General features: G+C 44.4%; 19 protein-coding genes. 9 read left to right on the top strand and 10 right to left on the bottom strand.

Going from position 1 to position 25,245, the window contains the following annotated elements; translation table 11 throughout:
• Positions 1-11: 11 nt before the first annotated feature.
• The 8 genes from B050_RS0103215 to B050_RS0103175 form a co-directional block, all read right to left on the bottom strand.
• Entirely contained in the window at positions 12-731 is a 720-nt protein-coding gene (locus B050_RS0103215; RefSeq protein WP_018472444.1) for an acyltransferase, read from the bottom strand.
• 329 nt (positions 732-1,060) lie between these two features.
• On the bottom strand, positions 1,061-2,179 hold the full coding sequence (locus B050_RS0103205; protein ID WP_018472442.1) for a glycosyltransferase family 4 protein: 1,119 nt from the start codon (positions 2,177-2,179) through the stop codon (positions 1,061-1,063).
• Positions 2,180-2,340: 161 nt separating this feature from the next.
• Positions 2,341-3,681: an O-antigen ligase family protein gene (locus B050_RS0103200; protein ID WP_018472441.1), complete on the bottom strand. Its 1,341-nt coding sequence runs from the start codon at positions 3,679-3,681 to the stop codon at positions 2,341-2,343.
• A gap of 171 nt (positions 3,682-3,852) precedes the next feature.
• On the bottom strand, positions 3,853-4,767 hold the full coding sequence (locus B050_RS0103195) for a glycosyltransferase family 2 protein (RefSeq protein WP_018472440.1): 915 nt from the start codon (positions 4,765-4,767) through the stop codon (positions 3,853-3,855).
• Positions 4,768-4,802: 35 nt separating this feature from the next.
• Positions 4,803-5,615 (bottom strand): class I SAM-dependent methyltransferase, encoded by an 813-nt coding sequence (locus B050_RS0103190; protein ID WP_018472439.1) that lies wholly within the window; start codon positions 5,613-5,615, stop codon positions 4,803-4,805.
• Between the two features lie 69 nt (positions 5,616-5,684).
• Positions 5,685-6,986 carry an oligosaccharide flippase family protein gene (locus tag B050_RS0103185; RefSeq protein ID WP_018472438.1) on the bottom strand — a complete coding sequence of 434 codons (1,302 nt, stop codon included), beginning with the start codon at positions 6,984-6,986 and terminating at the stop codon, positions 5,685-5,687.
• A 99-nt stretch (positions 6,987-7,085) separates the two neighbouring features.
• On the bottom strand, positions 7,086-8,156 hold the full coding sequence (locus B050_RS0103180; protein ID WP_018472437.1) for a GumC domain-containing protein: 1,071 nt from the start codon (positions 8,154-8,156) through the stop codon (positions 7,086-7,088).
• Complete coding sequence (locus B050_RS0103175; RefSeq protein ID WP_018472436.1) at positions 8,156-10,759, bottom strand: SLBB domain-containing protein; 2,604 nt, start codon at positions 10,757-10,759, stop codon at positions 8,156-8,158. Before B050_RS0103175 ends, B050_RS0103180 begins: the two co-directional genes overlap by 1 nt.
• 175 nt (positions 10,760-10,934) lie before the next feature.
• Between B050_RS0103175 and B050_RS23355 the strand changes: the two genes are divergently transcribed.
• Positions 10,935-11,102, top strand: coding sequence for a hypothetical protein (locus B050_RS23355; protein WP_018472434.1), 168 nt, complete (start codon positions 10,935-10,937; stop codon positions 11,100-11,102).
• Positions 11,103-11,192: 90 nt separating this feature from the next.
• Here B050_RS23355 and B050_RS0103160 read toward each other — a convergent pair whose 3' ends face one another.
• Positions 11,193-11,663 (bottom strand): Fur family transcriptional regulator, encoded by a 471-nt coding sequence (locus tag B050_RS0103160; protein WP_018472433.1) that lies wholly within the window; start codon positions 11,661-11,663, stop codon positions 11,193-11,195.
• Positions 11,664-11,980: 317 nt separating this feature from the next.
• Here B050_RS0103160 and B050_RS0103155 point away from each other — a divergent pair, with 317 nt between their 5' ends.
• The 6 genes from B050_RS0103155 to B050_RS0103130 all read left to right on the top strand — a co-directional run bounded on the left by B050_RS0103155 (position 11,981) and on the right by B050_RS0103130 (position 19,896).
• Positions 11,981-13,231: a PDZ domain-containing protein gene (locus tag B050_RS0103155; RefSeq protein ID WP_018472432.1), complete on the top strand. Its 1,251-nt coding sequence runs from the start codon at positions 11,981-11,983 to the stop codon at positions 13,229-13,231.
• A gap of 121 nt (positions 13,232-13,352) precedes the next feature.
• Positions 13,353-16,664, top strand: a complete 3,312-nt coding sequence (locus tag B050_RS0103150; RefSeq protein WP_018472431.1) for a PAS domain-containing protein — start codon at positions 13,353-13,355, stop codon at positions 16,662-16,664.
• Positions 16,665-16,734: 70 nt separating this feature from the next.
• Positions 16,735-17,325: a LemA family protein gene (locus B050_RS0103145; RefSeq protein ID WP_018472430.1), complete on the top strand. Its 591-nt coding sequence runs from the start codon at positions 16,735-16,737 to the stop codon at positions 17,323-17,325.
• Positions 17,326-17,400: 75 nt separating this feature from the next.
• A complete protein-coding gene (locus B050_RS0103140) occupies positions 17,401-17,835 on the top strand; it encodes a TPM domain-containing protein (RefSeq protein WP_018472429.1) in 435 nt (144 codons plus the stop codon).
• A complete protein-coding gene (locus B050_RS0103135) occupies positions 17,816-18,649 on the top strand; it encodes a TPM domain-containing protein (protein WP_018472428.1) in 834 nt (277 codons plus the stop codon). Before B050_RS0103140 ends, B050_RS0103135 begins: the two co-directional genes overlap by 20 nt.
• Before the next feature lie 86 nt (positions 18,650-18,735).
• Positions 18,736-19,896 carry an iron-containing alcohol dehydrogenase gene (locus B050_RS0103130; RefSeq protein WP_018472427.1) on the top strand — a complete coding sequence of 387 codons (1,161 nt, stop codon included), beginning with the start codon at positions 18,736-18,738 and terminating at the stop codon, positions 19,894-19,896.
• A 369-nt stretch (positions 19,897-20,265) separates the two neighbouring features.
• Here B050_RS0103130 and B050_RS0103125 read toward each other — a convergent pair whose 3' ends face one another.
• A complete protein-coding gene (locus tag B050_RS0103125; protein ID WP_018472426.1) occupies positions 20,266-21,597 on the bottom strand; it encodes a Gfo/Idh/MocA family protein in 1,332 nt (443 codons plus the stop codon).
• A 312-nt stretch (positions 21,598-21,909) separates the two neighbouring features.
• On the opposite strand from B050_RS0103125, the gene B050_RS0103120 reads away from it, so the two are divergent.
• Together B050_RS0103120 and B050_RS0103115 are read left to right on the top strand one after the other, a co-directional pair.
• Positions 21,910-22,578 carry a class I SAM-dependent methyltransferase gene (locus B050_RS0103120; RefSeq protein WP_018472425.1) on the top strand — a complete coding sequence of 223 codons (669 nt, stop codon included), beginning with the start codon at positions 21,910-21,912 and terminating at the stop codon, positions 22,576-22,578.
• 210 nt (positions 22,579-22,788) lie between these two features.
• A complete protein-coding gene (locus tag B050_RS0103115; RefSeq protein ID WP_018472424.1) occupies positions 22,789-25,044 on the top strand; it encodes a S9 family peptidase in 2,256 nt (751 codons plus the stop codon).
• The last annotated feature ends 201 nt before the right edge of the window (positions 25,045-25,245 follow it).

Genomic DNA, 25,245 nt, shown 5'->3' with positions numbered 1-25,245 from the left:
AATCTAAAAACTTACCCTAGGTTATCCTCCTTGCGGGACTTGATAATCTTTGCAGGATTTCCTGCGACAATGGAATAAGGAGGGACATCCTTTGTTACTACACTCCCAGCAGCCACCACAGACCCCTTCCCTATAGTTACTCCTGCCAAAATTATGGAATTTGAGGCAATCCAGCAATCATCCTCGATTTTTACAAATGATCGAGTGACTCCCTGCTCCTTCATCGGAAGATTCACCGAAGAAAAATTATGGTTTTCTGAATAAATACTTACCCGGGGAGACATCATGACATTTTCCCCAATTTCTATCCAGCCAGAGCATCCTATATAGGCATAAGCGCCTATACTAGAATTATTTCCTACCTTAAGCCCCACGCCGGCCTCACCGCCATATAGATTGGTGGGACGAATAATAGCATAACTTCCCACAGTCACCTTATCGCCAAAGACTATGCCTCTTTGCGATAGGCAATTGATCTCACAGTTATCCTGAAGAATGAAATTCCTGCCCACGCTGAGGTAACGTGCCTGTCTTATCGACACCCTTTTACCTATCAGCAGCATACCCTTGGAGGACTTAAACCATAGCCTTCGGATACTTCCTCTAATTAGCCATATGCTCATACGAAGCATAACCCCTAGTGTAGATAAACTATCCCAATCCTCACCAAAGCGGTCTGATAGATCCATTCCGGTGAAATTGGTAATTGTGCGCTGAATAAAATTCGCCATAATGAATTACACGGTTTTGCCGCTTAATAAAACTAATGCCCAATCAATTTTTAAAAAAAATACCTCGGTTCCCCAGGAAAATTAATTTTAGCCAAACAAACATAGTCAAAGATGAAAAAAAATACCTTTTATTACGGTTGATCGTCGCCTTTTCTTTCTGGAGGTTCCTCCTATATAGCTTTACAGCAAATATAGCCTAGCATATAAATCATGAACCTGTAAACCAATTCGCAGGGCTCGTGAAATCAAGGGATGAGTATTTTTCATACAAAAGGGAATGTCTTTACCATAGACATTCCCTTTTGTAGAACTACTTAATTTTTAGAATTTTATAATTTCTCAAAATAGATTTCTAAATCTTTCAGAAAACGCTTCCCATCACCAAAGTATTTAAGTCGATTATTGCCCTTTTTTACAAGCTCCCCTCTCAATACAGGATCACTTTCGATTTTCTTCATTTCAAATGCAAAGTCTGCCGCCTTATTGGTTTTTGGACAGAGGACTGCCTCATCGCCCACCTCCATCAAGGCACCTTGGCGGGAAATAATCACTGGCAGCTGATAGGAGAATGCCTCCAAAACAGGCATGCCAAAGCCCTCATTTAATGAGGGGAATATATAGCCAAAAGCATGTCTATAATAAGAATCCAACTCTTCCCGACTCACATACCCAGGAAGAATCACCTTGTCTTCCAGATTTGATGATTTTATCTCCGCAATGATGGCATCGTAATCATCCATATCCTTTCTTGGCCCCCTTTGGCCTACCAACACTAAGCAAAAATTTGAATTTTGCCCCTCCAAAAATTGTTTGAAAGCCTTGATTAAAGTAAGCAGGTTCTTTCTTTTTTCCATTACCCCTACATGAAGGAAATAAGGCTTACTTAGCATCTTTCGGGTTGTAACCGTAGGAACCGCAAGCAGATTGGTGGCAGGATAAACCACCTCTATTGATAGCTTGGGAAGGTTTAGATATTTCTCTATTTGCTTTCTGGAGTAGTTTGTAATGGTTACCACGGAGGCATTGCGGCGTAAAGAGAACGCCAGGGCATTCAGGAAATATTTTCTCCATAGGGAATTATAGTGACTTGGGTTTTCCCAAAAGAAAGCGTCATGAAGAACAGAAACTTTCCTGCCTCTGGCCCATAGTGGAGAAAGGATGTCGGGGGACAATACAATATCACTTTTATACCAATAAGTAAGTATGGGAAGAACTATCGCCTTTCGAATAAAGTAAAATAGCTGAAAGAGCAAATTCTTCCATTTTGGGGTTTTGCCTTTAAAAAAAGTGCTGGTCTTAATCGAAGCATGATTCGGACTAATAATATACTCATATTCTTCCCTTACCTCCCTTTGAGAAATCGCTTCCAGAAGGGATTCAGTATAGGTCTTGATACCTGTCTGTGCAATATGCAGGTAAAAAATATCTATAAGTATCTTTTTTTTCATTTAATATTGAATTCTCCCATTAGAAATTACCAATGACTTGTCATTCTGCAAAGGTCATCAGGCAGCATAGCAAACTCTGACTTTCCCACAATTTGTTATCAGTCACCAGGATTTCACTTGCATCATTTATAGTATTTTAAAATTTATCATAGCTGAAATCACTATCCTTCCGGGACAAGTGTAGGCTTGAAGGTACTATTTAAGCTTCTTATACTAAGCCCTATCATCCACCAACTCGTCCATGAAACAAAAGCATATAATTCTGCATTTGCAGTAAATAAGGGCAGCAATAACCCTACCTTGGTGGTGGCTGCGATAAAGCCAATTCTCGCATAATTAATATCATCTACTGTCCTGAACACATGAATCGCCGTTTTGATCCCCACATATAGAATAGAAATATAGAGTAGCATACCCAATATGCCCATTTGGACGCCAAAAATTAAAAACTGGTTTTCCCCCCCTATCCGAAGGTCATCGCTTACCGCACTGGCATTCCCACTGGTCGCCAGGCCCGATCCCAATGGAGCGACGCTCATCTCATTAATGGCCTCCAACCATGCCACAACGTGCCCAAAACTGGAAGCATTCTCGAAGGTTAGGGTATCTATGACGAAATAATAAAATTCATCATTAGCAATCCAGACCACATATATCACAAAAAACAGAAACAGAAAAATGCCCATTTTTAATAAACCATATAAGCGAAAAATAATGGCAATGAAGCATAGCATTATAAAGAAGGAAGCAAATGAGGCTCTAGATGCTGCAAATATCACACTTCCCACCGTACATAGCATAGTTAATATAAATACCCAAGACTGATTCCGCTTGGAAGTAAGGTATCCAATCAGCCCTACAGAAAATCCCATTAGACAGGAACTCGCTAATTCTAAGGGATCAGAAAAAAAAGAAGCGAGTCGCATTTCTGTCGTTTGAGTCTCAAAAGTCCAAGTCAGGCCATAATTCCCCACGGGATCTACCTCATTAATGGCCTTATTATATAGCGCATAGCCTGCGATGTTTTGGAAATGTACACCAATAGATTTCTCGAAAATATTCAGACATACCGCCAGGAAGAAAATAATCATGACCGTGATAAAAAATTGCCTAAATTCCCTATCTGACAATCGAGTATTTCTACCTATGAAATACATAATTCCGGGAATAGAAATATTCTTAAAATACTTCAGCTTATCGATGAAAGTGGCGGGGCCAATCGGCAGGATTAGGAAGATCAAAGCAAGCGCATAAAAGGCAAGGAATAGCTTATCCACTAAATGAAGCTTAATAGGATAAGCAAAAATATTCCTTTGATACACTAAAAAGGAACCCAGCGCTGCGAAAAGCATCATTTCTTTCAGGTACTGGAATATACTCACCATAAAGGCTGAACCAGTCGCTTGATACACCACACTAAGGACTGTAATATATATCGGCAAATACATAATCATAAAGAAAATGACCCACTCCCACTTTCCTTTAAAAATGATCTTATCCAAACTAATGGAAGTAATTGCTAATACATAAATTATGATAATTATAAATAGCATTGGATTGATTTACAGGGCGGATCACTGCCCCAGCTTTGTGGTTTAGGATATTCGCGACTGGAGTGCACGAATAGGTTTCTACTTGTCAGGCCTTCAGGATCCTGAAAATATGGCAGGAATTCAGAATTTCTGCTGGTGGCCAAGCCCTTCCATTATTCCTTCCCACATTATACGGAGCTTCTCTTTTCTACCTCTCAGGACAAAATAGATTGAATATAAGCTAAACTTCCCCATTTGATACGGCCAGGCGATCAGGGAATAAGGGAATCTCACATGCTTGCGTAGCTGAAAAATCTGGTTTCTGCTATTTAGATAATGAATTTTTGGGTTTAAACGTCCCTCCTTACCTGACTTTTTGGATTTCAATGAGGCCCCCGCCTCATGGTAGATCACCGCCGAGGGCACCACCTGAAGCATATAGCCTGCATTTCGCATGCGCAAGGACCAGTCCACATCCTCAAAATAGGCAAAGTACCGGTCATCTAATGGCCCCACTTCCCGTACGACCTCAGCCTTCACCAGAATACAGCACCCAGTGATCCATTCGGTAAAATAGGGACGATCAGAGATTGGTCTTTGGGTCAGCGATATGGACGCTCCCATCCATTTTCGATATTCACCTCCAGCATTCCACACCGTTTTCTTATCATGCAAATAATACATCAGGGGCTGTACTGCTGCGATGCCGGGATCCTCCTGCAAAGTAGCTAAGCAGAGGGATATAAAATCTGGCTCCACCTCCGTATCATTATTCAGCAGGAGGAGATAGTCATAGCCTTCAGCTAGCGCATGGGCGATACCCAGGTTATTACCACCAGTAAAACCCAGATTCTGCTCGGACTCCAGGAGGGTAAGATGGCTAAATTCTGCCCTCAGCTTAGTGCTGGAGTCATCCTCTGAGGCATTGTCCACAAGGATGACCTGAAAGTCTGGCTGACTGATACGCGCTAGGGATTGCAGACAATTCCGGGTGAATTCATATCCATTCCAGTTGACCACAATAATGGCCACGGAGGCATTAGGGGCAGCTTTCATGGTACGATTGGAGGAGAGTTAAGCATTCTAGCGTATCAGAATTGTGGATTTATGGCCTTCCACGGATGCCCCTTATGAAGGGTTACGACGGCTTCTAGCTCCTCTGCCAGGAATCCCGTAGCATTCCCAATATGGGCCAAGGTGCTGTAAAGGCTTTGTCCTTCTCCCTTATAGGTCTTATAAGAATACTTCTGCACCTCCACTGAGAAATCATCGGAGAGCAGCTCAAAGTAGGTTTTTATCTCCCGGGAGGAATATTCCTTCCAGTGATGTCCATAGGTTCCCTTCGCCATGATCTCGGTCACGCTGGTACCCACGCCTTTGAAGGTCAGGATATTTTTGGTGGACCGCACCAGGCCGGGAAGGCTCAGGCTGTTGGGGGTGGATATATAAATCCTGCCGCCATCGCTGGTTGCATGATGGACCTTCTTCCAAAAAGCCACGGGATTAAAGGTGATATGCTCCATAATCTCCGTAAAGAGAACGACATCATAATGGCCTTCCTCAACCTGCAACGCCTCAGCGATCGCCAGGTCGGCTTCGATAATCCGGCCAATGCCATAGGTATCCGCCCTGGCAGCGACAGTAGGCATCCCCCAGAATACAGGGACATCCATTCCGTCCACCTCATGGCCCATCTTTCGCATGAGACAGGCGGTATGAAGGTAATGACTCCCTATATCCAGAATCCTTAATTTGCGGCCAGCATAATGCCTGGCGATAAAATCAACTACTCGGTTAAACCGTTTTTCATGATAATTGAAATATTCCACCTCGCCTTTTGAGCCATTTCGGAGGACTTCATTCCGCAGCTCGCTAAAGATGGTTTCCTTATCAGGTATATTCATAAACTCTTCAATTTTTCTAATATGATATAAACTTCGCCGATCCGACTCTCCGATCCCTATACCTGAGGCCTATTCCTGAGGCCTAGAATAAAAGCCTTTCAGCAATTCAGGGCATTTGCGATAAATCAACGAAAGCGTAAATAAGAACACAAATAGCTCACTTCCCACCAGCGCTATACATAAGCCCATAGGCCCCATGCTGGCGGTAAGGCTAATCGTCCCCACCAGCATGGCCGAAAGCATGATCCAGGAGGAATTAAACAGGAGATATTTCTTCTCAGCAATAAGCAATAATACTGTGTTGCCGGCATTCAGACTCGCGATCAAAGGTACCAGAACCAATATCCTCAGATAGAGCACACTCTCGGGTAAGGGGCCTTTGGCTAATAACTCTATGATAAAAGGAGCGAGAAAATAAACGCCCAGGACCAGTATGGAGCAAAACCCAAGGGTAAAAACATAGACCTTACGCATAAAAGCAAAAAACCGCGCATGGTCCTCTGCATATAATTTCGCCGCATTCGGATAGACCGCCTGGGCGATAAGCGCAGGAACGATCCGTAGCACCAGGCTCACTCGCTCCGCCAGACTGTACATGCCCAGCGTCTTGGCAGGCTCGAAGAAACTCAATATCACTATGCCTCCATTGACGGAGATATGATTGGCAAAAGCCGATAAAAATAGGTAGGTATTGTCCTTCAGCCCCTTATATATCCTCTCCCAGCTCACACGGATTAGTCTTATCCTAAGCCCATAATGAAGGTAAGCGAGAATAAACAAGTTTACTGAAAAAGCTGTGAACCCAAAGAGGAAATTCACCCATTTGGCATCTTCTGGACCGGTGATAAATAATACGATGCCGGCTAAATATAATAGCTTGCTAAAGACATTGGCCACGGATACCAGACGCATCTTTTCCATCCCCTGAAAAAACCAAACCGGCAAGGTGGCCTCAGAAAAGAGCATCATCAGGGAAAAAACCAGCATCTCCTGATAATCAGGAAACAAGTCAAAACCATATACCGCGATCAGCAACACCAGCGCGGCGATCAGGGCCAGGAGTAGCTTGCCAGAGAGTACCCCAGATAAGATGCGCGAAAGTTTCTTCTTCTTCTTTTGACTCAGTGCCACCTCTCGAGGCGCACTGAGCTGAAAACCAAAACCTACAAAAATATTGGCGATGAGAATCACCGACAGCGCCAGACTCACCAATCCAAACTGATCCACACCGATGGATTGGATCAGCAAGGGCATTACTATCAGCGTAATCAGAATATTGGAGGACTGAATAAACAGTAAAAAAATAAAATTCTGTACCGACTTATGTCGTATCAACTGAGAAAAAGGGATGGAAATATACTTATCGATCATCCAGTGGGGCCATCAACATGAAGGTTGATTAAGGACTTTATAGGCGTGGGGAGGAATTGGAAAGTGATAAATTCTAATAATAAGCAATTATTCACGCGCCTAATGCCTTCTGACATTGGCGTGATATAGCTTAGTGATATAGAGGTAAAATATCGCAAGAAAAGCACCGGCGATTCCGCCTATTACCAATCCCACGTACCATTTGAGCCTTGTTTCGCGCAGCGGATAGATCGGTTCGTCGATGACCTGAATCAGGGGAGAATTATTCCGATGGCTTATCTTAGCTACCTCGAGGTTTTTTATGATCTCTCCATAGGCGCTGGTGGCCACCTGGATATCCACCTGCTGTTTTTTTATATTGACCCCGGCGCTTTGCAGGAGAGGGTTGGGATTGGGGCGGTTATCCTGAAGCTGAGCGTAGCTTAGCAAGCTCTGGTCGAGCACCTTCCGTACGCTGTCTGCCTGCGATTGGAGAATACGTAGGTTTTCGGAAGTTTTTTTAGTCTTGGTTTCAGAATAAAATCGATTGACATTCTCCACCAGCTTTTCGTTAAATTCCTTCGCAAAATGCTCATCCTTGGAGGTGATACCGACCTTGATAATTGACAGCTTGCGGTCAGGCTTGCTCACATCGAGCTCCCCCTCACGGATCATCTTAGCGAGTTCCTTCATCACACTATCCTGCTGCACGGAAAACTGCTGTCGAGGGAGGCCAAAATCCAAGCGCTCAAAATCCACCTTTTCCTTCCACTTTTGATCCAGCTCATGAAAACTGATATAACGCTCTGCAAGGGAGCTACCTTCTTCCTTAAAAGGGCTTAGCAAGGTACTGATGAGCATATTGTCTGAGCGGTAGAGCTCCATTATATTCTCTCCCTTAAACAGGCCACTGCCGCTTTCCAAGGAACCTAAGTTGATCCCTGCGAGGCTGGCAAGCCCAGAAAGTCCCCCCATGCCTCCTCCGCTAGATTCCTCGATCACGAAGGTGGTGTCTGCGGTATATCTGGGTTTCTTGACCCAGGAAGCCAGCAGTCCTAATAGTCCTGCAATGGTGGCTATGATAAAGATAAACTTCCACTTGGACTTGAAATACCTTATCCAGTCCTGGAAACGAAGGATAAGCTCCCCGAAAGTGATTTTATCATCAATGATATGCTTTTGCTCTGCCATTAGTTTCCAGATCCACTGTTAAAATTAATTTGGGAAATCACCAAGGCTAAAGTCGCCAATCCCGATGTCAATCCAATAATCTCTCCTACCCTAAGTGGAACTCTCGGCCCTTTGGAGGGGACGATTACCTCCACACCAGGTTCGATACGGGGATAGGTATTGATAAAAAAGAAGGTCTTTGTGCGGGCCACCTCGCCATTTGCATAGACCACATAGGTGCGCTTGCGCTTGGCGCGGTTATCGAATCCCCCAGCTCTATCGATATAATATTTCATGCTTTGGTTATTTTCGTACCTCACCGTGGTAGGGTAGATGACCTCCCCACGCAGCCTGACCGTTTGCAGCTGCTTAGGCACCGTGATGATATCACCCTCCTCCAGGATAAGGTCAAATTTCGACCCAGGGTTTTCAAGGATATTTTTGAGGTCTATGGCGATGGCTTCCTGCTGCTTGATCTTAATGCTTGCCCCTTCCCCCTGACTGATTTCCTGGAGGGTTTCATGGCGGTATTGGATTCTGGCATCACGATTGGACTCCTGATATCCTTCCGGACTTCCCTCGAGGAGCCTTAGGATTTGCTGATTCTGAGCATCCGACGGATCCTCGGTGGCCACTCTTTCCAGCAGTTTTACGTTATTCTTTTCTCTTCGGAGCCGTTCAGACTCAGTGTCATAATATTCAGTTCTTCGGATTAGCGTAGCCCCATTGGCATAAGCAAAACTCGTCAATCCCCCAGCCCTATTGATCACATCAGAGATTCTTTCGTCGGCACTTTTGAGGGCAAATTCCCCCGGGGCATTTACCTGACCTTCCACCATCACCACTCGGTCGAGGGCAAAGTTCGGCTTGCCACGCACGATGATATTATCATAAGGCATAAGCTTCTCCGAACTTCCATCCAAGCTCAGGCTACTATTGACCTGGACGGGAATCAGGGTGGCCATCTCTCCCTCAGCTTGGTCTATATTTCGACGTGCTATTTCCACATTATTGGTGGCGGCAGCTTCGCTAAACCCTCCTGCCAGCAGAATCAAATCTTCCGCCGTCATGCCCTCTGCGTAGGGGTATATTCCTGGATCTCTTACTTCTCCGGAGATTTTGAGGTAATATTCATCTTTCAGGTCATAGACTGAGGAGATTCGTATGATGTCCTCTGCCTGTAGCAGCAGATCCTCCTGACCATTCGCCACGGCCTGGAGGTTCACCGGAATGATAGAAGTGGATAGGTCCTCATGGGCACGGAGTACGGTAGCTCGTGGCAGGTAGGCATCACCCTTGAGCCCATCTGCTTTCTGGATCAGCTGTGATAGCTTCAGTCCTTCGGACCAAGCATAATTTCCGGGTCTGAATACCGCTCCTTTTAATTGTACCCGATTGGTGTAGCGATCGAGAATCTTTCCTACCTCGTATCGATCCCCTGCTTGAACCGTAAAAATCCCAAATTGCTCCTGATAGACGTCAGATACTGCTTTTTCTTTTGGAGTCAGGCGGGTCACGCTGACACGCTGGGTATAGGCGTTTTCGGTAAATCCTCCGGCATACGCAAGGATCTCTTCGAAGGATTCGCCGCCTTTTACCTCATAGACCATGGGCCGCTTTACGGCTCCTTCCACAGTAACTCTCCCTTGGTAAGGCTCCACTAAAATCACATCCTGATCCTGGAGTTGGAAATTCATATTGGCTTTACCATTGATGAGGAAGTCGTAAGCATCCACGATGGCTACCTGTCGGTTATTCCTCATCACACGGATATTTCTCATCGTCCCATTTTGATTAGGACCGCCTGCGGCGTAAAGAGCGTTAAACACCGAGCTGAAGGCACTAAGGGTAAAAGTCCCCGGTAATCTCAATTCGCCCACCATATGAACCTTGATGCTGCGGATATTGCCGAGGGAGATCTCCATAAAGGTCGCGGGGTTTGGTCCCTGGAGGTCTTCATAATATCTGGCCATCCGACTTTGAATAAGTTTTTTGGCCTCCACGATGCTCAAGCCTGACACGGCTATGGGGCCTATATTCTCGAGTAAGATCTTGCCTTCAGGTGTTACTGTGCTTTCGTAGTAGTTTTCCGAAGCCCCATATATATCGATATAGACCATATCCCCTGGTCCCAGGATATAGCTGCTTGGCGTGGCGAGGGACAGGCTAGGCTCAAAAGTCAGGTTACGATCCTTTTGATAAAAAAGATCCATTCCGAATAATGGTAAGGCCGGAGCTTCTTGCATTGCTGCTTTTACCTGGTTGGCGTTTTGTCTGATGATCGATGCATCCACCTGCTCCCTAGGTTTGCGATCATTGGGGGTACTTTTGGCAGTCGCCACTTCCGAGCTGCCGAGTTCGATAGCCTGGATGCGATTTTTCAGTTTCTGCGCCTCTGCCTCAGACATCCCCTGAGCTTTGGCCATCTCTATCAGCTCCGAGCTGCTCAGGCCTGAGTCAGCCGCCTTACGCATTACCGCCCGTACCTGCTCATCGGAGAGCTCATCCACCCTGATGGATGCCACATCCTCTAGGGACTGAGCCTGCACTAGTGGAGCAGCTAATAAACTTACCATTACCATGATGAGAAAGGTAAAGGCTGAGGACTTCAAAAATGATATCATTGGATATAGAATATATTGCTTATAAAATGGCACAGCTTCGCCACGTCAGTTCCATCAAAGATGCTGACAAAAGACCCAAAATTAACCTTAAAGGCCTGAATATGGAAAACCACCGTAAAGATAATTATTCCAATTGATTGATGGCGATAGTTAACAAGTAAATGCCCGGATCCCTGTGGCTAAGGGGAAGAATGACTTGCTCCGGGACGATGTGAAGCATGAAAAAGCTATTTATTTCAAAAATCCTCAGGCAGAATTCCCAGCAAAGGAAGCCAATAGCTGGCTTAAGCGTAAAATTATTCGCCAGGCTGATAGATGGAAAAAAATGGCTTTGGGGGAATAATAAGTATTTTTTGAGAAAGAAATTAAGGCATAAGCGGAAAGGATGACCCTATCGATAAAGGTAAATCAACGATTGCTCAGGAGGTAGGGCTTAGCCCAGTTTTAAGTTTTTGCAGTCAGGGATTTGGCAGTCCCCGTATAGCACCAAAGAGTGGCTGGTGATGGCTGAGGAAAATTCCTTACCCATAGCTTCTTTGATCAGATTGATTCTTTCGTCAGAGAATTCCCTGATCTTTCGGCATTGGTTGCACACATGATGGTCATGGTGCTTATAGGTCAAGGCTTGCTCATAGAGGGCCACTTTATCCTTAAACTGGTGCTTTACGGCTAGGCCACATTCCACCAATAAATCTAGGGTATTATAGATGGTCGCTCTACTAATGGAATAGCCTTTATTCCTCATCAGCAAAAATAAACCCTCAACATCGATATGTTCATCCTGAGGAAGAGCGTAAAGTTCATCAATTACCGAAAACCTTTCTGGGGTCTTTCTGCTGCCTTGACGCATCAAAAAGTTTTCAAATATCTTTTTCGCTTTTTCTACAACTGACTTTTCGGCCATAATAATTCTTCCTGCTTAATATACGTCAATTCACGATAGCGATTTGACCTTGTGGGTTTTGATGCTTAGCCCTTCCTATTCAATACAATAAGGGGTAGGTTCAGCTTATTAATTTTTTCTAAAGAATAAAGATGCAGGTTTTTTTAGATATTTTCAAACGGCCTCCTCATTCTAGTGGATATTGGTGGTTATTTGCTTTCAGTCTAAATTAAATTGTCATCCTCAGGCCAAACTATTTAGACTTATTATCCAAAGTTTATAAATCTTCCCTGCCAATGCCTTTTTAAATTGGACTGATAGTACTAAATTTAATAAGTATGACCCTAAAAAATATACTTATTCCCCTTTTTTTTATCCTAAACTTAGGTAATCTATCCCTAGCACAGGTTCCGGGTTTCTATATGAAAGAGGAGAAGAATTCTGCCATTATTCCATTCCTCAAAAACAACAATTTGATCATCGTGCCGGTGGTGCTGAATGGCAGCAAAAATGCTTATAATTTTTTGGTGGACACGGGAGTAAAGTCAAACATCCTCTTTAGCAAGTCCATCGGGGACAGTTTAAACATGAATTATACCCGAACGCTAAACCTGATGGGGGCAGATGGGAATACCGTCCTTACCGCGCTGGTTTCTCCGCATAATAACCTCGATATGGGAGAAGTGGAAGGCCGATTACAAGCCATACTGGTATTGCAGGAGGATTTTTTGGAGCTGGAGCGAGTGATTGGCATCCCGATTCATGGTATTATAGGGTATGAGTTCTTCAAATTTAACCCCGTAAAAATCAATTATGATATGGCTCAAATTACATTTTACAATCATGATAAAATGAAATGGAAGCCCTTTGGGTATCGGAAGATCAATTTGACCTTCAACAATTATAAGCCATATGTCAAAAGTCATATCGTCCAAAGCAATGGGGTGGACCTGACCGGCAGTCTGCTCATAGACACAGGGGCTAACCATGGCTTACTCCTCAATAGAGAAACCCGGCCAGACATATCACTTCCCCAAAAACGGATCGAAACCGATCTGGGCCGATCCCTGGGAGGGGACCTCTTCGGCTTTGCCGGAAGGGTGCATAAATACAAACTGGGGACCATGACTTTCCGAAGAGTCATCACATCTTATCCGGAAGAAACGGAGTTTTCCAATATCATCATCGAATCAGGCCGCATGGGCAGCCTAGGATCAGATATCCTTGCAAGGCTAAGTATCATTATCGATTATACACGAGGAAGGATGTTTTATAAGAAAGGAGCAGACTTCCATCAGGCTTTTGAATATGATATGAGCGGGCTGAAAATCCGGATGACCAGCCTCAGTGAGAAGCGGTACTATATTAGTAATGTTCAGGAAAAATCCCCCGCCTCAGCGGCAAACTTCAAGGAAGGCGACGAGATTTTGAGCATCAATTTGCTTCCGATTGGCTATTGGGAATTGTCCGAAATCAATGACCTGCTGAAGTCAGAAGAAGGAGATGATGTCTGGTTTACCATTAGACGAAATATTAATGGTCAGCTGGTGGAAATAGAAAAGAAGATAACCTTGAAAAAACAAATATAAAATTAGCGAATTGGGGTAATTCTTACTGATTTTTCGTTAATCATCGTTTTTTATCATACATTTATTAAACATTTTAAGGAAAAACAACTTAATATGCCTAAAAGTAAACCTCTGAATACCAGTGGAAAACTATAAATCTATATCGGGTCTTCTAAATTTAGAAAAGGCATCTAGTAAAGATTACCAAATACTCTTTGTTAGTAGCCAATTTCAGGAATTTATCACCATATTCACTGCCCTAGATCTGAGCAATGCATTGCTATGTTATGAGGACAAGGTGCTGGATAGGTTTTGGGAAAGTTTTGAAACTAGCTCTCAGGTGGAGTCATATCTGCTATGCGATAATGGGACGATCATCTATTGCGCTATAGAAGGTAATATCATCCGGCAAGCCAATGGCAACGAAATCCTATCCATGTGCTTCAATTTTGATCTGGGAATTTCTGATGGTCTTCCCCAATGGCTTTATGATCAAAATAAGGAGATTATCTATCCTTATATCGGCAACAAATTTTCTAAAAAGCACCATTCCCTCGTTGATTTCGCCAAGTTCTTCCAGCAGCTATACCCCTCCAACGACCTGATGTCTATCGAGTCCTTTTTGCAGGAAGATAAGCACCAAAAAATCTTAATTAAGTCAAATACCAATTTACAATTACAGAAGGAGAGCCTTCCCCAGGCGGGATTCGTCAAATTAAAGGTGATGGATGGGTTATTTGAGCAAAACCTAGACGCCTTCCTAAACTGGAATCACGAGCTCATCGGCGGACTGGGAAGGGAAGCTTTATTCTACGAATACCATACTGGTAGAGACACCATAAAACTCTCAGGGCCGCTATTTAAACTTATGGGTTTCCCCCTACATAATCATACAGAGATCCCTGCCCAGGATTGGTATGACCTAATCTATGAAGGGGATAAGGTAGTCTATCAGCGTAATTTCCAGAAGAGCCTGAATTCTACCCGGCCCTTGGTAAGCTATTACCATCTGAAACAAAAATCCGGTTCCTTGCTATTCGTAAGGGAAGATACGGTGAGTTTTCATGATTCCACCTCGGGCAAGATTTATCTCTTTGGCACCATCCGAAAGGTGAGTGACGAAAAGCCCAACTATGAGGGAGATCAAATTGTCACTAATGATTTCGAAAACCACCTTCCAGGAATGGTGTTTAGCTTTACCACTAATGTAGACGGAGAGCAGGAGTTTACCTTTATTAGCAGAGAAGTTCGCAAGATATTTGAGGTGGACGATCATACTACCATGAAATCGGAGGACTTGATGCAGCGGATCCATCCTGATGATTACCACCTGATCCTTGCGGCGAACAAGAAGCTTCATGAAAATCCTCAGGTGACGGTAACCTTCCGAATTATCAACAGCCAAAATCAAATAAAATACCTCTTCTGCACCTGTAGGCTCACCGACAGGTATAGCAAGAGTTGGTCAGGGTATATGATCGACATCACTTACTTCCGTCAACTGCAGCAGGAAGTAAATGAGTTTCCCGCTTACCAAAGGGTAAGTTTCGACAATAGTCCGCAGGTGATCTTCCAGTTTGATAAGGAGGGGACGATCATAAAAGCCAACCAAACCCTCTTCCAGAAAACGCAATCGGAAAATAAGACAGACTATATCGGGAAGAGTATTCATGATATCTATAAGCATAATCCTGTCTATCCTTGCCTCTTAGAGGGCCTGAAATATGGCTATGCGAGGTATGAGGGGCCCTTTGTCTCCTATCTAAATAGCAGGAACTATTTCGTAAACCTAACAGTCAAAAAGTTATCTCTGGACAATGTCTTTGAAGCTTCCTTTGAGGACATTACCTATAAAGAGTATGTGCAGCGCATTCTGAATGACACTGCGGAAATATCTGCTCATTATAATGACCAGCAATTTTTCGATGAATTGGTCAAGCTGCTTTCTTTTAAGTTGAATATTTCTTTCTGCATCATTGGGGATTACCTCGAAGATGAGGAATCTGTGAAGACCATAGCGGTATCGAAGAATGGAGGCCTGATTCCTAACTTTATATATACGCTGAAGAATACCCCTTGTGACCGCTCCTTGAATTCGAAATCAGATGGGGTTACCATCATTGCAGATCATGTGGCGGACCTATTTCCAAAAGATCTATTCTTACAGGACGAAAAACTCAAGTCCTACTGCTCCACCGCTATCAAAAATAAGGCGGGTAAGAAGGTGGGAATTTTGGTCCTCGCCGATACCAAGCCCATGCTAAACGAAAGTGGGATTATTAATATCGTCTCCATACTTGCGGATCGGGTGGGTGCTGAGCTGCAGCGTATGCGCTATGAGCAGGAATTGGTTTCTTCCCAGCAGCTCTATAGAAGCATTGCGGAGAATTTTCCTAAAGGCACAGTGGATGTATTGGATCGGGAGCTGCGGTATATCTATACTGAAGGGAGTGAGTATTTTCACTTGGGCCTGGACCCAAAAGCACTTATTGGTACCAAACATCTTTCTAAATACGATGAGTTTACCGCTCGCCGGGCAAAACTAAAGCTAGAGGAGATCTTCCAGGGACAAACGGTGACTTACGAAATAACCTTCAATGACCAGAATTATATGAAAATCGGTGTGCCACTGAGGGATGAAGACGGGAAAGTAACCCGCGCCTTATTGGTAACCCAAAATATCACTGTCACCAAAAAAGCACAAATAGAAAGAGAAAGGCTAATCCGGGATCTGTCCAGTCATAATGAGGAATTGCAGCGCTTCGCTTATATCGTGTCTCATAATCTGCGTGCCCCCATTGTGAATATAACTTCCTTATTGGACCTGATCAATGAGGATAATCTAGCTGACCCCACCAATCTGGAGCTTATCGACAGTCTAAAAACCTCGACTCAGATCCTCAATGCCACACTGATGGACCTCATCGAAGTGGTCTCCATCAAAAAGCAAAAGCTACTCAAGGTGGAGAATATATCCTTCCATAATGTGGTTCATAATATTGAAAAGAGCCTTTTCCGCCAGCTCCAGGATGCCAAGGCCATTATCAACAGGGATTTTCAGGTGGAGCATATCAACTATGTATATAGTCATTTGGAGAATTTCCTCTTGAATTTTGTGACCAACTCCATCAAATACTCCCACCCTGATCGGCAGCCTATTCTGAATATCAGCACAGAGCAGGTGGGGAAAAACATCCTTATCACCTTCAATGATAATGGTATAGGCATAGACTTGGAGAAATATGGCGATAGGATATTTGGCTTGTACCAGCGATTTCATACGCATGTGGAGGGCAAAGGGCTGGGATTGTATTTAATTCGGGAGCAAATTCGATCTTTGGATGGAGATATCCTGGTGGAATCATCGGTGGATATAGGAACCACCTTTAGGATTATCCTGAAAAACCTTCCGCTTTCCAAAGGATCCACACAAGCAGTAGGCCAGACAAATTAGGATTTTTTAAAACTCTTAGGTTAGTTTTGCGTGAGAATACCTAAATTCGAATATCACATCTTTATAAACTATGAAAAAAGCAATTATTCCAATTATCATTTTGGTAGTCGTAGGTATTTTTGTCTATACCAAATCGGTAGGTACTTACAATCAATTTGTACTGTCGGAAGAGAATATCAATGGCACCTGGGCGCAAGTAGAAACCCAATATCAGCGTAGATCAGATCTTATTCCTAACCTGGTGAATGTGGTAAAAGGCTATGCGGATTTTGAAAAGGAAACCCTCGAAGGGGTGATCAATGCAAGAGCCAAAGCGACTTCTATCAATATCTCAGCGGATGAATTGACTCCAGAGAAAATCGAACAATTCCAAGCCGCTCAAGATCAATTGGGAGGTAGCTTAAGCCGTCTTATGGTAGCCGTAGAAAGGTATCCGGACCTCAAGGCCAACCAAAATTTCCTGGACCTGCAAGCTCAGCTAGAAGGAACAGAAAATAGAATCGCAGTAGCCAGAAGGAATTTCAATCAATCTGTACAAGCCTATAATTCAGATTTGAGAACATTCCCTAATAATATTTTTGCAGGATGGTATGGCTTTGAGCAGAGAGATTACTTTAAATCCTCTGAAGGAGCCGAAAATGCCCCTAAAGTAGAGTTTTAACTCCAATTACAATACCCAAATCTCACCCCGGCATGTCCGGGGTTTTTCACTTTATTACTAAAACGAAAGGCATACATGGCAGAAAAGCTATTTACCAAAGCAGAAAAAGAACAAATCGTGGCTGCTATCAAAGCGGCAGAATTGCAAACTTCCGGGGAAATTCAAGTCCATATGGAGAGCCACTGCAAGGGTGATGTGCTGGATAGAGCCGCTGATGTATTTGCCAAGCTAAAAATGCATAAAACCCAACTCCGCAATGGGGTTCTTTTTTATTTGGCAGTAGAAGATAAGAAATTCGCTGTCCTGGGGGATGCAGGCATCAACGCCGCTGTTCCCGAAGATTTTTGGAATTCTATAAAAGAAGAAATGCTGCTTCACTTCAAGCAAGGCCAGTTCGTAGCTGGATTGGTTACAGGGATACAGAAGTCAGGCGAAGCCTTAAAATCCCATTTCCCTTATGATTCTGATACAGACGAAAATGAACTCTCCGATGAAATTTCCTTTGGATAATATGCCCTCTTTCACCCCAAAACATTCACTATTACTTTTCCTTTTACTGGTATTTATCCCTATTTCCAGCCTATTGGCCCAAGGGGATTTTCCAGAACGCCCAAACCCTCCACGTTTGGTAAATGATTTTAGCGAAACGCTTTCAAGTAATGAACAAGCCGCCTTAGAATCAAAATTGGTGGCCTATAATGATAGTACCTCCACTCAGGTGGCGGTGATATTGATGAATTCTGTTGGTCAGTACGACATCAGTGATTATGCCTTTCAGCTGGCAGAAAACTGGGGAATCGGTCAGCAAGGAAAGGACAATGGCATCCTTATCCTGGCGGCCATGAAGGACCGCAAGGTTTTCATCGCTACAGGCTATGGCATGGAGGGTGTACTGCCGGATGCGCTGGCAAGGAGGATTGTGGACAATATTATTGTGCCTTCTTTCAAGCAGGAAGCCTATTACGATGGCCTGGATCAGGCTACTACCATGATTTTTAAGCTGGCAAGCGGTGAGTACGATGCAGAGCAGGTAGCCAAAAAAGGCAATAGCAAAGGATCCATTATCTTCATTTTGATCTTTGTAGTGCTGTTTATTGTGCTGCCACTGCTGAGAAACAGAAATGATAATAATAACCATATGGGAGGCCGAGGTGGCGGAGTAGACTTCTTCACTTCCCTCATGCTCATGAACCTACTCGGTGGTGGCGGTAGTCGCGGCGGTGGATTCGGCGGCGGCGGCGGTTTTGGCGGCGGCGGCGGCGGTGGATTCGGCGGCTTTGGTGGCGGCGGATTCGGTGGCGGTGGTGCTGGCGGCAGCTGGTAATTATCACCTTCCACTGGAACTGTAATCTTGTAGGAATCGTTCTGGGTTTAGTAATTGCAAACCCTAATCAGAATATACCCTACACTATGCAAAACTTTGAATTTAAGAATCCCACAAAGATAATTTTTGGTAAAGACCAATTAGATAAGCTCGCCACGGAGATCCCTGCCGGTGCTAAGATCCTCATGACTTTCGGCGGAGGAAGCATCAAGAAAACGGGGATTTACGATAAGGTAAAGCTCGCCCTTAAGGATTTTGAGTTGGTAGAATATGGGGGAATTCCCGCCAACCCTGTCTATGAAGGGCTGCTGGATGCTGTAAAGATCATCAAGGAACAAAATATCACTTATATGCTGGCCGTGGGCGGTGGCTCTGTCATCGATGCCACTAAGTTTTTAGCCTCCGCCGCTTATTTCGACGGAGACCATCCCTGGGATATCCTGGCCAAAAGAAAGCGCACCGATAAAGGCCTGCCTTTTGGGACGGTATTGACTATCCCGGCCACAGGCTCTGAGTCCAACTCAGGTGCGGTAATTTCTAATAAGGCCACTGGCGAAAAGCTGGGTATGGGCGGACCTGGATTATTTCCACAGTTCTCCATCCTCGACCCCACCGTGATCACCACCCTGCCAGAGCGCCAACTTGCAAATGGCATCACGGATGCCTTCACTCACGTGCTGGAGCAGTACCTTACCTACCCTGTTGGAGCCATCTTACAAGACCGATTTGCTGAGTCCATTATGCAGACCCTGGTGGAAGTAGCCCCCAAGGTGATGAAAGACCCTACGGACTATGAAGCAGCAAGCAATTTTATGTGGAGCTGTACGATGGCGCTTAATGGTCTGATCCAAAAAGGTGTGCCTTCCGATTGGGCAGTGCACGCGATGGGCCATGAACTGACGGCCATGTATGGTATTGACCATGCCCGCACCTTGGCGATCGTCGCTGGCAGCCATTATCGCTATAACTTCGAGAACAAAAAAGAGAAGCTGGCGCAATATGGTGAGCGCATCTGGGGAATCCAGGATGGCTCTCTGGAGGAGAAAGCTCAGCAAGCCATAGAAAAAACGGAGGCCTTTTTCCACTCCCTTGGCATAGCCACCAAATTATCAGAATATACTGAGGATTATTCCAATACTGCTGCGGAGATCGCCAAGCGATTTACTGATCGAGGCTGGTTGGGATTAGGAGAAAGACAGGATCTAAAACCTGCCGATGTAGAAAAAATCGTGGAAATGGCCTACTAATACGGCCACTTGCATCAATCTCCAGTTGCTTTATCACTGCCACCCTAACGAAAAGGATACTTTCCTGATCGGCTCCGGGAAAGCAGCATAAGGCGGCTGGAGATTTTTTTTTAGCCCAAGCCATAAAAAAAGTCGCCTTTCCCAGTGTTCCTAACTGCTTAATTAACAGACTGGTGTTATTGCCTAAACCAGCAACAAAAAGATAGAAGGCTTATTAATGAAAAAAGGCTGTATCCACCTTGTTTCCGCCATTATTATTGAGAAAGGGAAGTGATTTCTATAGAATTGGAATTCCTATAAAACCCATGTCCAGGCCTCTCGCTGGCGGCCACATCAGAATGAATACAGCCTTTTGCTATTTAGGTACAATTAGAATTTTCTGTAAGGAGCGTCTAGCAGTGCATTGACCTCTTCCTCGGCAAAACGAGCGGTTTTGGCATCCCAATGAAGGGTTTTATTTGGGAATCTTCCCGCCAAAGTTCCTAGAAGAATGGTTTCTGTCAATCTCGAAGCATAAGAAAATGGTGCACTACATTCGTCTTTGCCCAGGCAGGCATCCACAAACTGGTGATAATGCTTCTTACCTTCGCTATCATAATCTCTTACTGGCTTGCCAAGATGCTCCGTACCGCTTAGGTCCAGGTCCTGGTATTCACCATCCACGATCAGCTTTGGCAATTGCATAAAGTGAGGCAATAAAAGTCTTCTGCCATCCTCACCGATAAACATGGCGCCTTGTCCGGGAAGCTCATCTCCATTCGGAAGCTTCAGGTCTTTATGCTTTGCTGGTGCCCCAGGTCCATCATACCATACCCACTTCATAGTATCAGTGGTATATGGGGTTCCTGGGAACATATAGGTTACCTCATTATTCTCTGGGAAACCAAATCCAGTAGGTTTTCTGCAATTGTTCTTGATAGTCATCGGAACATCCAGCTCCAAGGCATTATATGGAGTATCAAAGATATGCACACCCATATCACCAAGAGTACCACAGCCATAATCCAATAGCTTTCTCCAATTTCCAGGGTGGTAATATCCTTCTTTATATTCGCGCTCAGAGGAAGTTCCTAACCATAAGTTCCAGTCAAGATTACTTGGTACCGGATCCGATCCTGTAGGCTCAGGCCCATCAAAACCCCAGTTTTTAGGAGACCATGCTCTTACGCATTTTACCTTACCGATGATGCCTTCACGGATCAGGTGAGTGGCCAATTGGTAATCGTAAAAGCTATGAACCTGTATGCCCATTTGGGTTACAATATTGTTTTCTTCAGCAAACTTCTTCATTGCCCTTGCTTCCGAAACGTGGTGAGTCAGTGGCTTTTGGCAATACACTGCTTTCCCTTGTTCCATGGCCAGCATGGAGGCCGGAGCATGGGAATGATCCGGAGTGGAGACGATCACCGCATCGATTTCATCACCCATTTCCTTGATCATTTCTCTGTAATCAGCATATAGCTTGGCTTTAGGATGCTTGGCTTTTGCTGCGGTAAGGGCATTGCTGTCCACATCACATAGAGCTACCACATCCACTAATTCGTGGGAAGAAATGGCCTCTAAATCCGCCATACCCATATTGGCTACTCCAATATGGGCTGTTTTTAATCGCTTTCCGTTGGCTAGGGACCATACCGAACCAGGTAAGAGAGATACTGCCGCCAATGCCGCAGAATTCTTGAGAAATGTTCTCTTTTTCATGGACTAATGAGTTTACTTAATGTTTATTTCAAGGTAAATAATATTTTAACTTTTATGTTAATAGGTGTAAGATACAAAAAAAAATACATTATCTATGGCTTGATTGTGCAACTATTTAGTAATAACACGAAATAATGCTTGCAGCAGCTTCTTCAAAACCAACCTTTGCTCCATCCCCGCATTCAAGGCCTAATCTCCTCTCAGCTACTCCAAAAATTCACTGTTCGCAAATTTTCATGCCATTTATAGGCTCTATATAGCCTTCTTTTTGCTTCAAAAGATCTATATTATTCCTCCATAAAGCACTATCATATGAATACAGAAAATCCAGATTGGCAGGAAATCGCTCACCAACTTCGAAAACCCGATGGAGAGATGGGACTTAAGGTCGCAGAAAATATGCACAAAAGCAATATTGAAATGACACGCGCTGCCATCAAAGGCTTGGAACTGCAGCCTGGCGATAAGGTCCTTGAAATCGGCCATGGTAGCGCCATGCATGTTCAGGAATTATTTATGCAGCAACCTGATATTCACTATACAGGCTTAGAAATATCAAATTTGATGCATACTGAGGCTCAGAAAAATAATGCGGAAGCCATGAAAACGGGTCAGGCAGAATTCTTTACCTATGATGGAATACAGCTGCCCATCGCCCAAAACAGCCTCTCCAAAATATTCTCGGTGAATACCATTTACTTTTGGGAAGATGCGGAGGACTTTTCTAGACAACTCTTCGCCAGCCTCGCCAACGAAGGTATGCTCTCCCTGGCCTTTGCAGAACAGAAATTTATGAAACAACTGCCCTTTGTCCAGTATGGATTCCAAACCTATGAAATGGAAGATGTCATCTCACTATTGGAGCAGGTGGGATTTATAAAACATAGCATAAGTAATCAAGAGGATCTCTTTCCCAGCAATACCGGAGAGCCCATCAAGAGACCTTTTTCCTTGGTGGTGATGAAAAAAGGCCTCGATTAATAGAGGCCTTTTGGCCTGCAAATTAATTGTAATTCCAGCCAGAACATGACAGATCACAAGCCCTTCCCTGGTCAGGGGTAATGCTGGTATTGCTCCTTGAATAATATTAACCAATAGCAGTACAATAGTGGCCTATGTCCCATTGATGAGGAGCGACTGGCATAGTTTAACGTTTATTTATGTATTTTTCATAATAGAACCTATTCAGTTATGAAAGCAAACGTTAAAACCCTCCTACTGCCCATCTTATTACTTTTCATCGCGCTGTATATTCCCGCTGTTGCACAAGACCAGCTGCTAAGCATCGATAGGATATATAGTGGGGAATTTGTCCAGGCCGGACTTCCTGCCTATCAGTGGATGCCTGATGGAGAAAGCTATGCGGTGGTGGAGCAGGACGATAAGGGCCAAAGCCAAATCATTCTTTATACGGCAACATCTGGAAAACGAAGGGTTTTGGTGGATGCTGAAGAGCTACAGCCCGCGGGTCAGGCAGTAGGAATTGGCATTGCGGATTTCTCCTTGTCAGCAGATGGCAGCAAAATGCTAGTCTTCACCAATACCTCCAAGGTATGGCGAGCAAATACCAAAGGAGACTACTGGGTATTGGATTTGGAAAGTAGAAAATTACAGCAGCTGGGCAGCGGCTTTCCTTCCAGCTCACTGATGTTTGCCAAATTCGATGCTTCCGCTCAAAAAGTAGCTTATGTACACGACTTCAATATCTATATAGAAGACCTCCAGTCGCACAGGCTTGAGCAGCTTACGCAGCGTGAAGCAAGTAGCCGCATCCATGGGACCTTCGACTGGGCATATGAAGAGGAGTTCGGAGCCCGAGATGGGTTTCGATGGAGCCCCGATGCCCAAAAAATCGCCTACTGGTCCTTTGATATTTCCGAGGTAGGCACCTTCTATATGATCAATAATACCGACTCCATCTACTCCAAGCCCATTCCCCTACAATACCCAAAGGTGGGGCAAAATCCTTCGGCCGTTAAAATTGGCATTATAGGACTGGAAGAGGAAGAAACACTCTGGCTGGAGATCCCTGGAATAGCCAACCAAAATTTTCTCCCGGGAATGCAATGGGTGAACGAGGATCAGCTGCTCATCCAACAGCTGAATAGGCATCAAAATAAACTTACCATCTGGAAATACACCCTCTCCACCAAGTCCCTGACGGCGCTCTATACGGAGGAGGAAGATACTTGGGTGGATATTTATTATCCCGATATCTCTGCTCCAGGTTGGGAAGAAAATGATCTATTATTGGTCAATGACAATGCTGCCTTTCTGAGGATGACCGAAACCGACGGGTGGAGACATGTCTATGAGGTGAGTATAGAGGATGGAAAGCAAACTTTGCTTAGCCCCACAGAATTTGACGTGGCCTCCATTGCCGGCATCAATGAGGACTACCTTTATTTTCATGCTTCGCCAAAGACAAGCTCCCAGCGCTATCTGTACCAAGTATCACTAGGCAAGGATAAAAAGGTGACCCGAGTTACGCCTGATCTTTATCCAGGAATCAATACCTATGATTTTGCTCCAGGAGCAAAGGTAGCCATCCACCGCTATGAGCAGGCACTCGCGGCTACGCACTATCAGGTGGTGCTACTTCCCAAGCATGAGCCGCTTCGGATTCTAGAAGACAACCAAGCCTACCAAAATAAACTACACGAAATTGATTTGCCTGAAGTGCAGTTTTTTAGCATCGCAGCTGCTGAGGACCTGGAGATGGAAGGCCGGATGATCCTGCCCACGAATTTTGATGAAAATAAAAGTTATCCCGTGCTTTTTCATGTCTATGGAGAACCCTGGGGAGCGGTAGCCACGGACAATTTCATTGGTCTGTGGAATATTATGATGGCTCAAAAAGGCTATATCATCATCGATATGGACAACCGTGGCACTCCGAGTCTGAAAGGAAGCGCATGGCGCAAAAGCATTTACCGACAAGTAGGACAAATAAACGCCGATGATCAAGCGGCTGCGGCAAAGGCGGTACTGAAAAAATATGACTTCATCGACCCTAGCCGTGTGGCGGTCTGGGGCTGGAGCGGAGGAGGCTCCATGACCCAAAATCTTCTGTTTCGCTATCCAGATCTGTACCAAACAGGAATCGCCGTGGCCGGAGTTTCTCTGCAATTGATTTATGATAATATCTATCAGGAGCGATATATGGGCTTGCCCAATGAAAACTTAGAAGACTTTTTGGTTGGCTCGCCTATAAGCCATGTCGCAGGGCTAAAAGGCAATTTATTACTAATCCACGGCACCGCAGATGATAATGTGCACTATCAAAGTATGGACCTACTGGTGAATGAACTGATTCGTCAAAATAAACAATTTGACATGATGGCTTATCCAAATCGCTCCCATGGCATCTATGAGGGGGAAAATACTAGAAAGCATCTCTATACGCTCATCAGCAATTACCTGCTCAAAAACACAGCGCCAAATTAATCACCGATGGAGGGATAAAGTAGCCTTTCACGCATTCAGGAGAGAATGCATGGCCAAGAACTTAGGGATAAAAACAATGCTACATACTATAAAAATGCTCTAAAATCAGACTATGGGACTATAGGTAAAGGTCTATGAGTCCTAACTAAAAAATTTGCCCAAGCGAGTCTTGGGAATAGAACTGAAAAATGCAGTTAGGTT

This window comes from Echinicola pacifica DSM 19836, assembly GCF_000373245.1.
Classification (GTDB): domain Bacteria; phylum Bacteroidota; class Bacteroidia; order Cytophagales; family Cyclobacteriaceae; genus Echinicola; species Echinicola pacifica.
The sequence above is the reverse complement of the archived record's forward strand: the minus strand, read 5'-3'. Positions and strand labels throughout refer to the sequence as shown.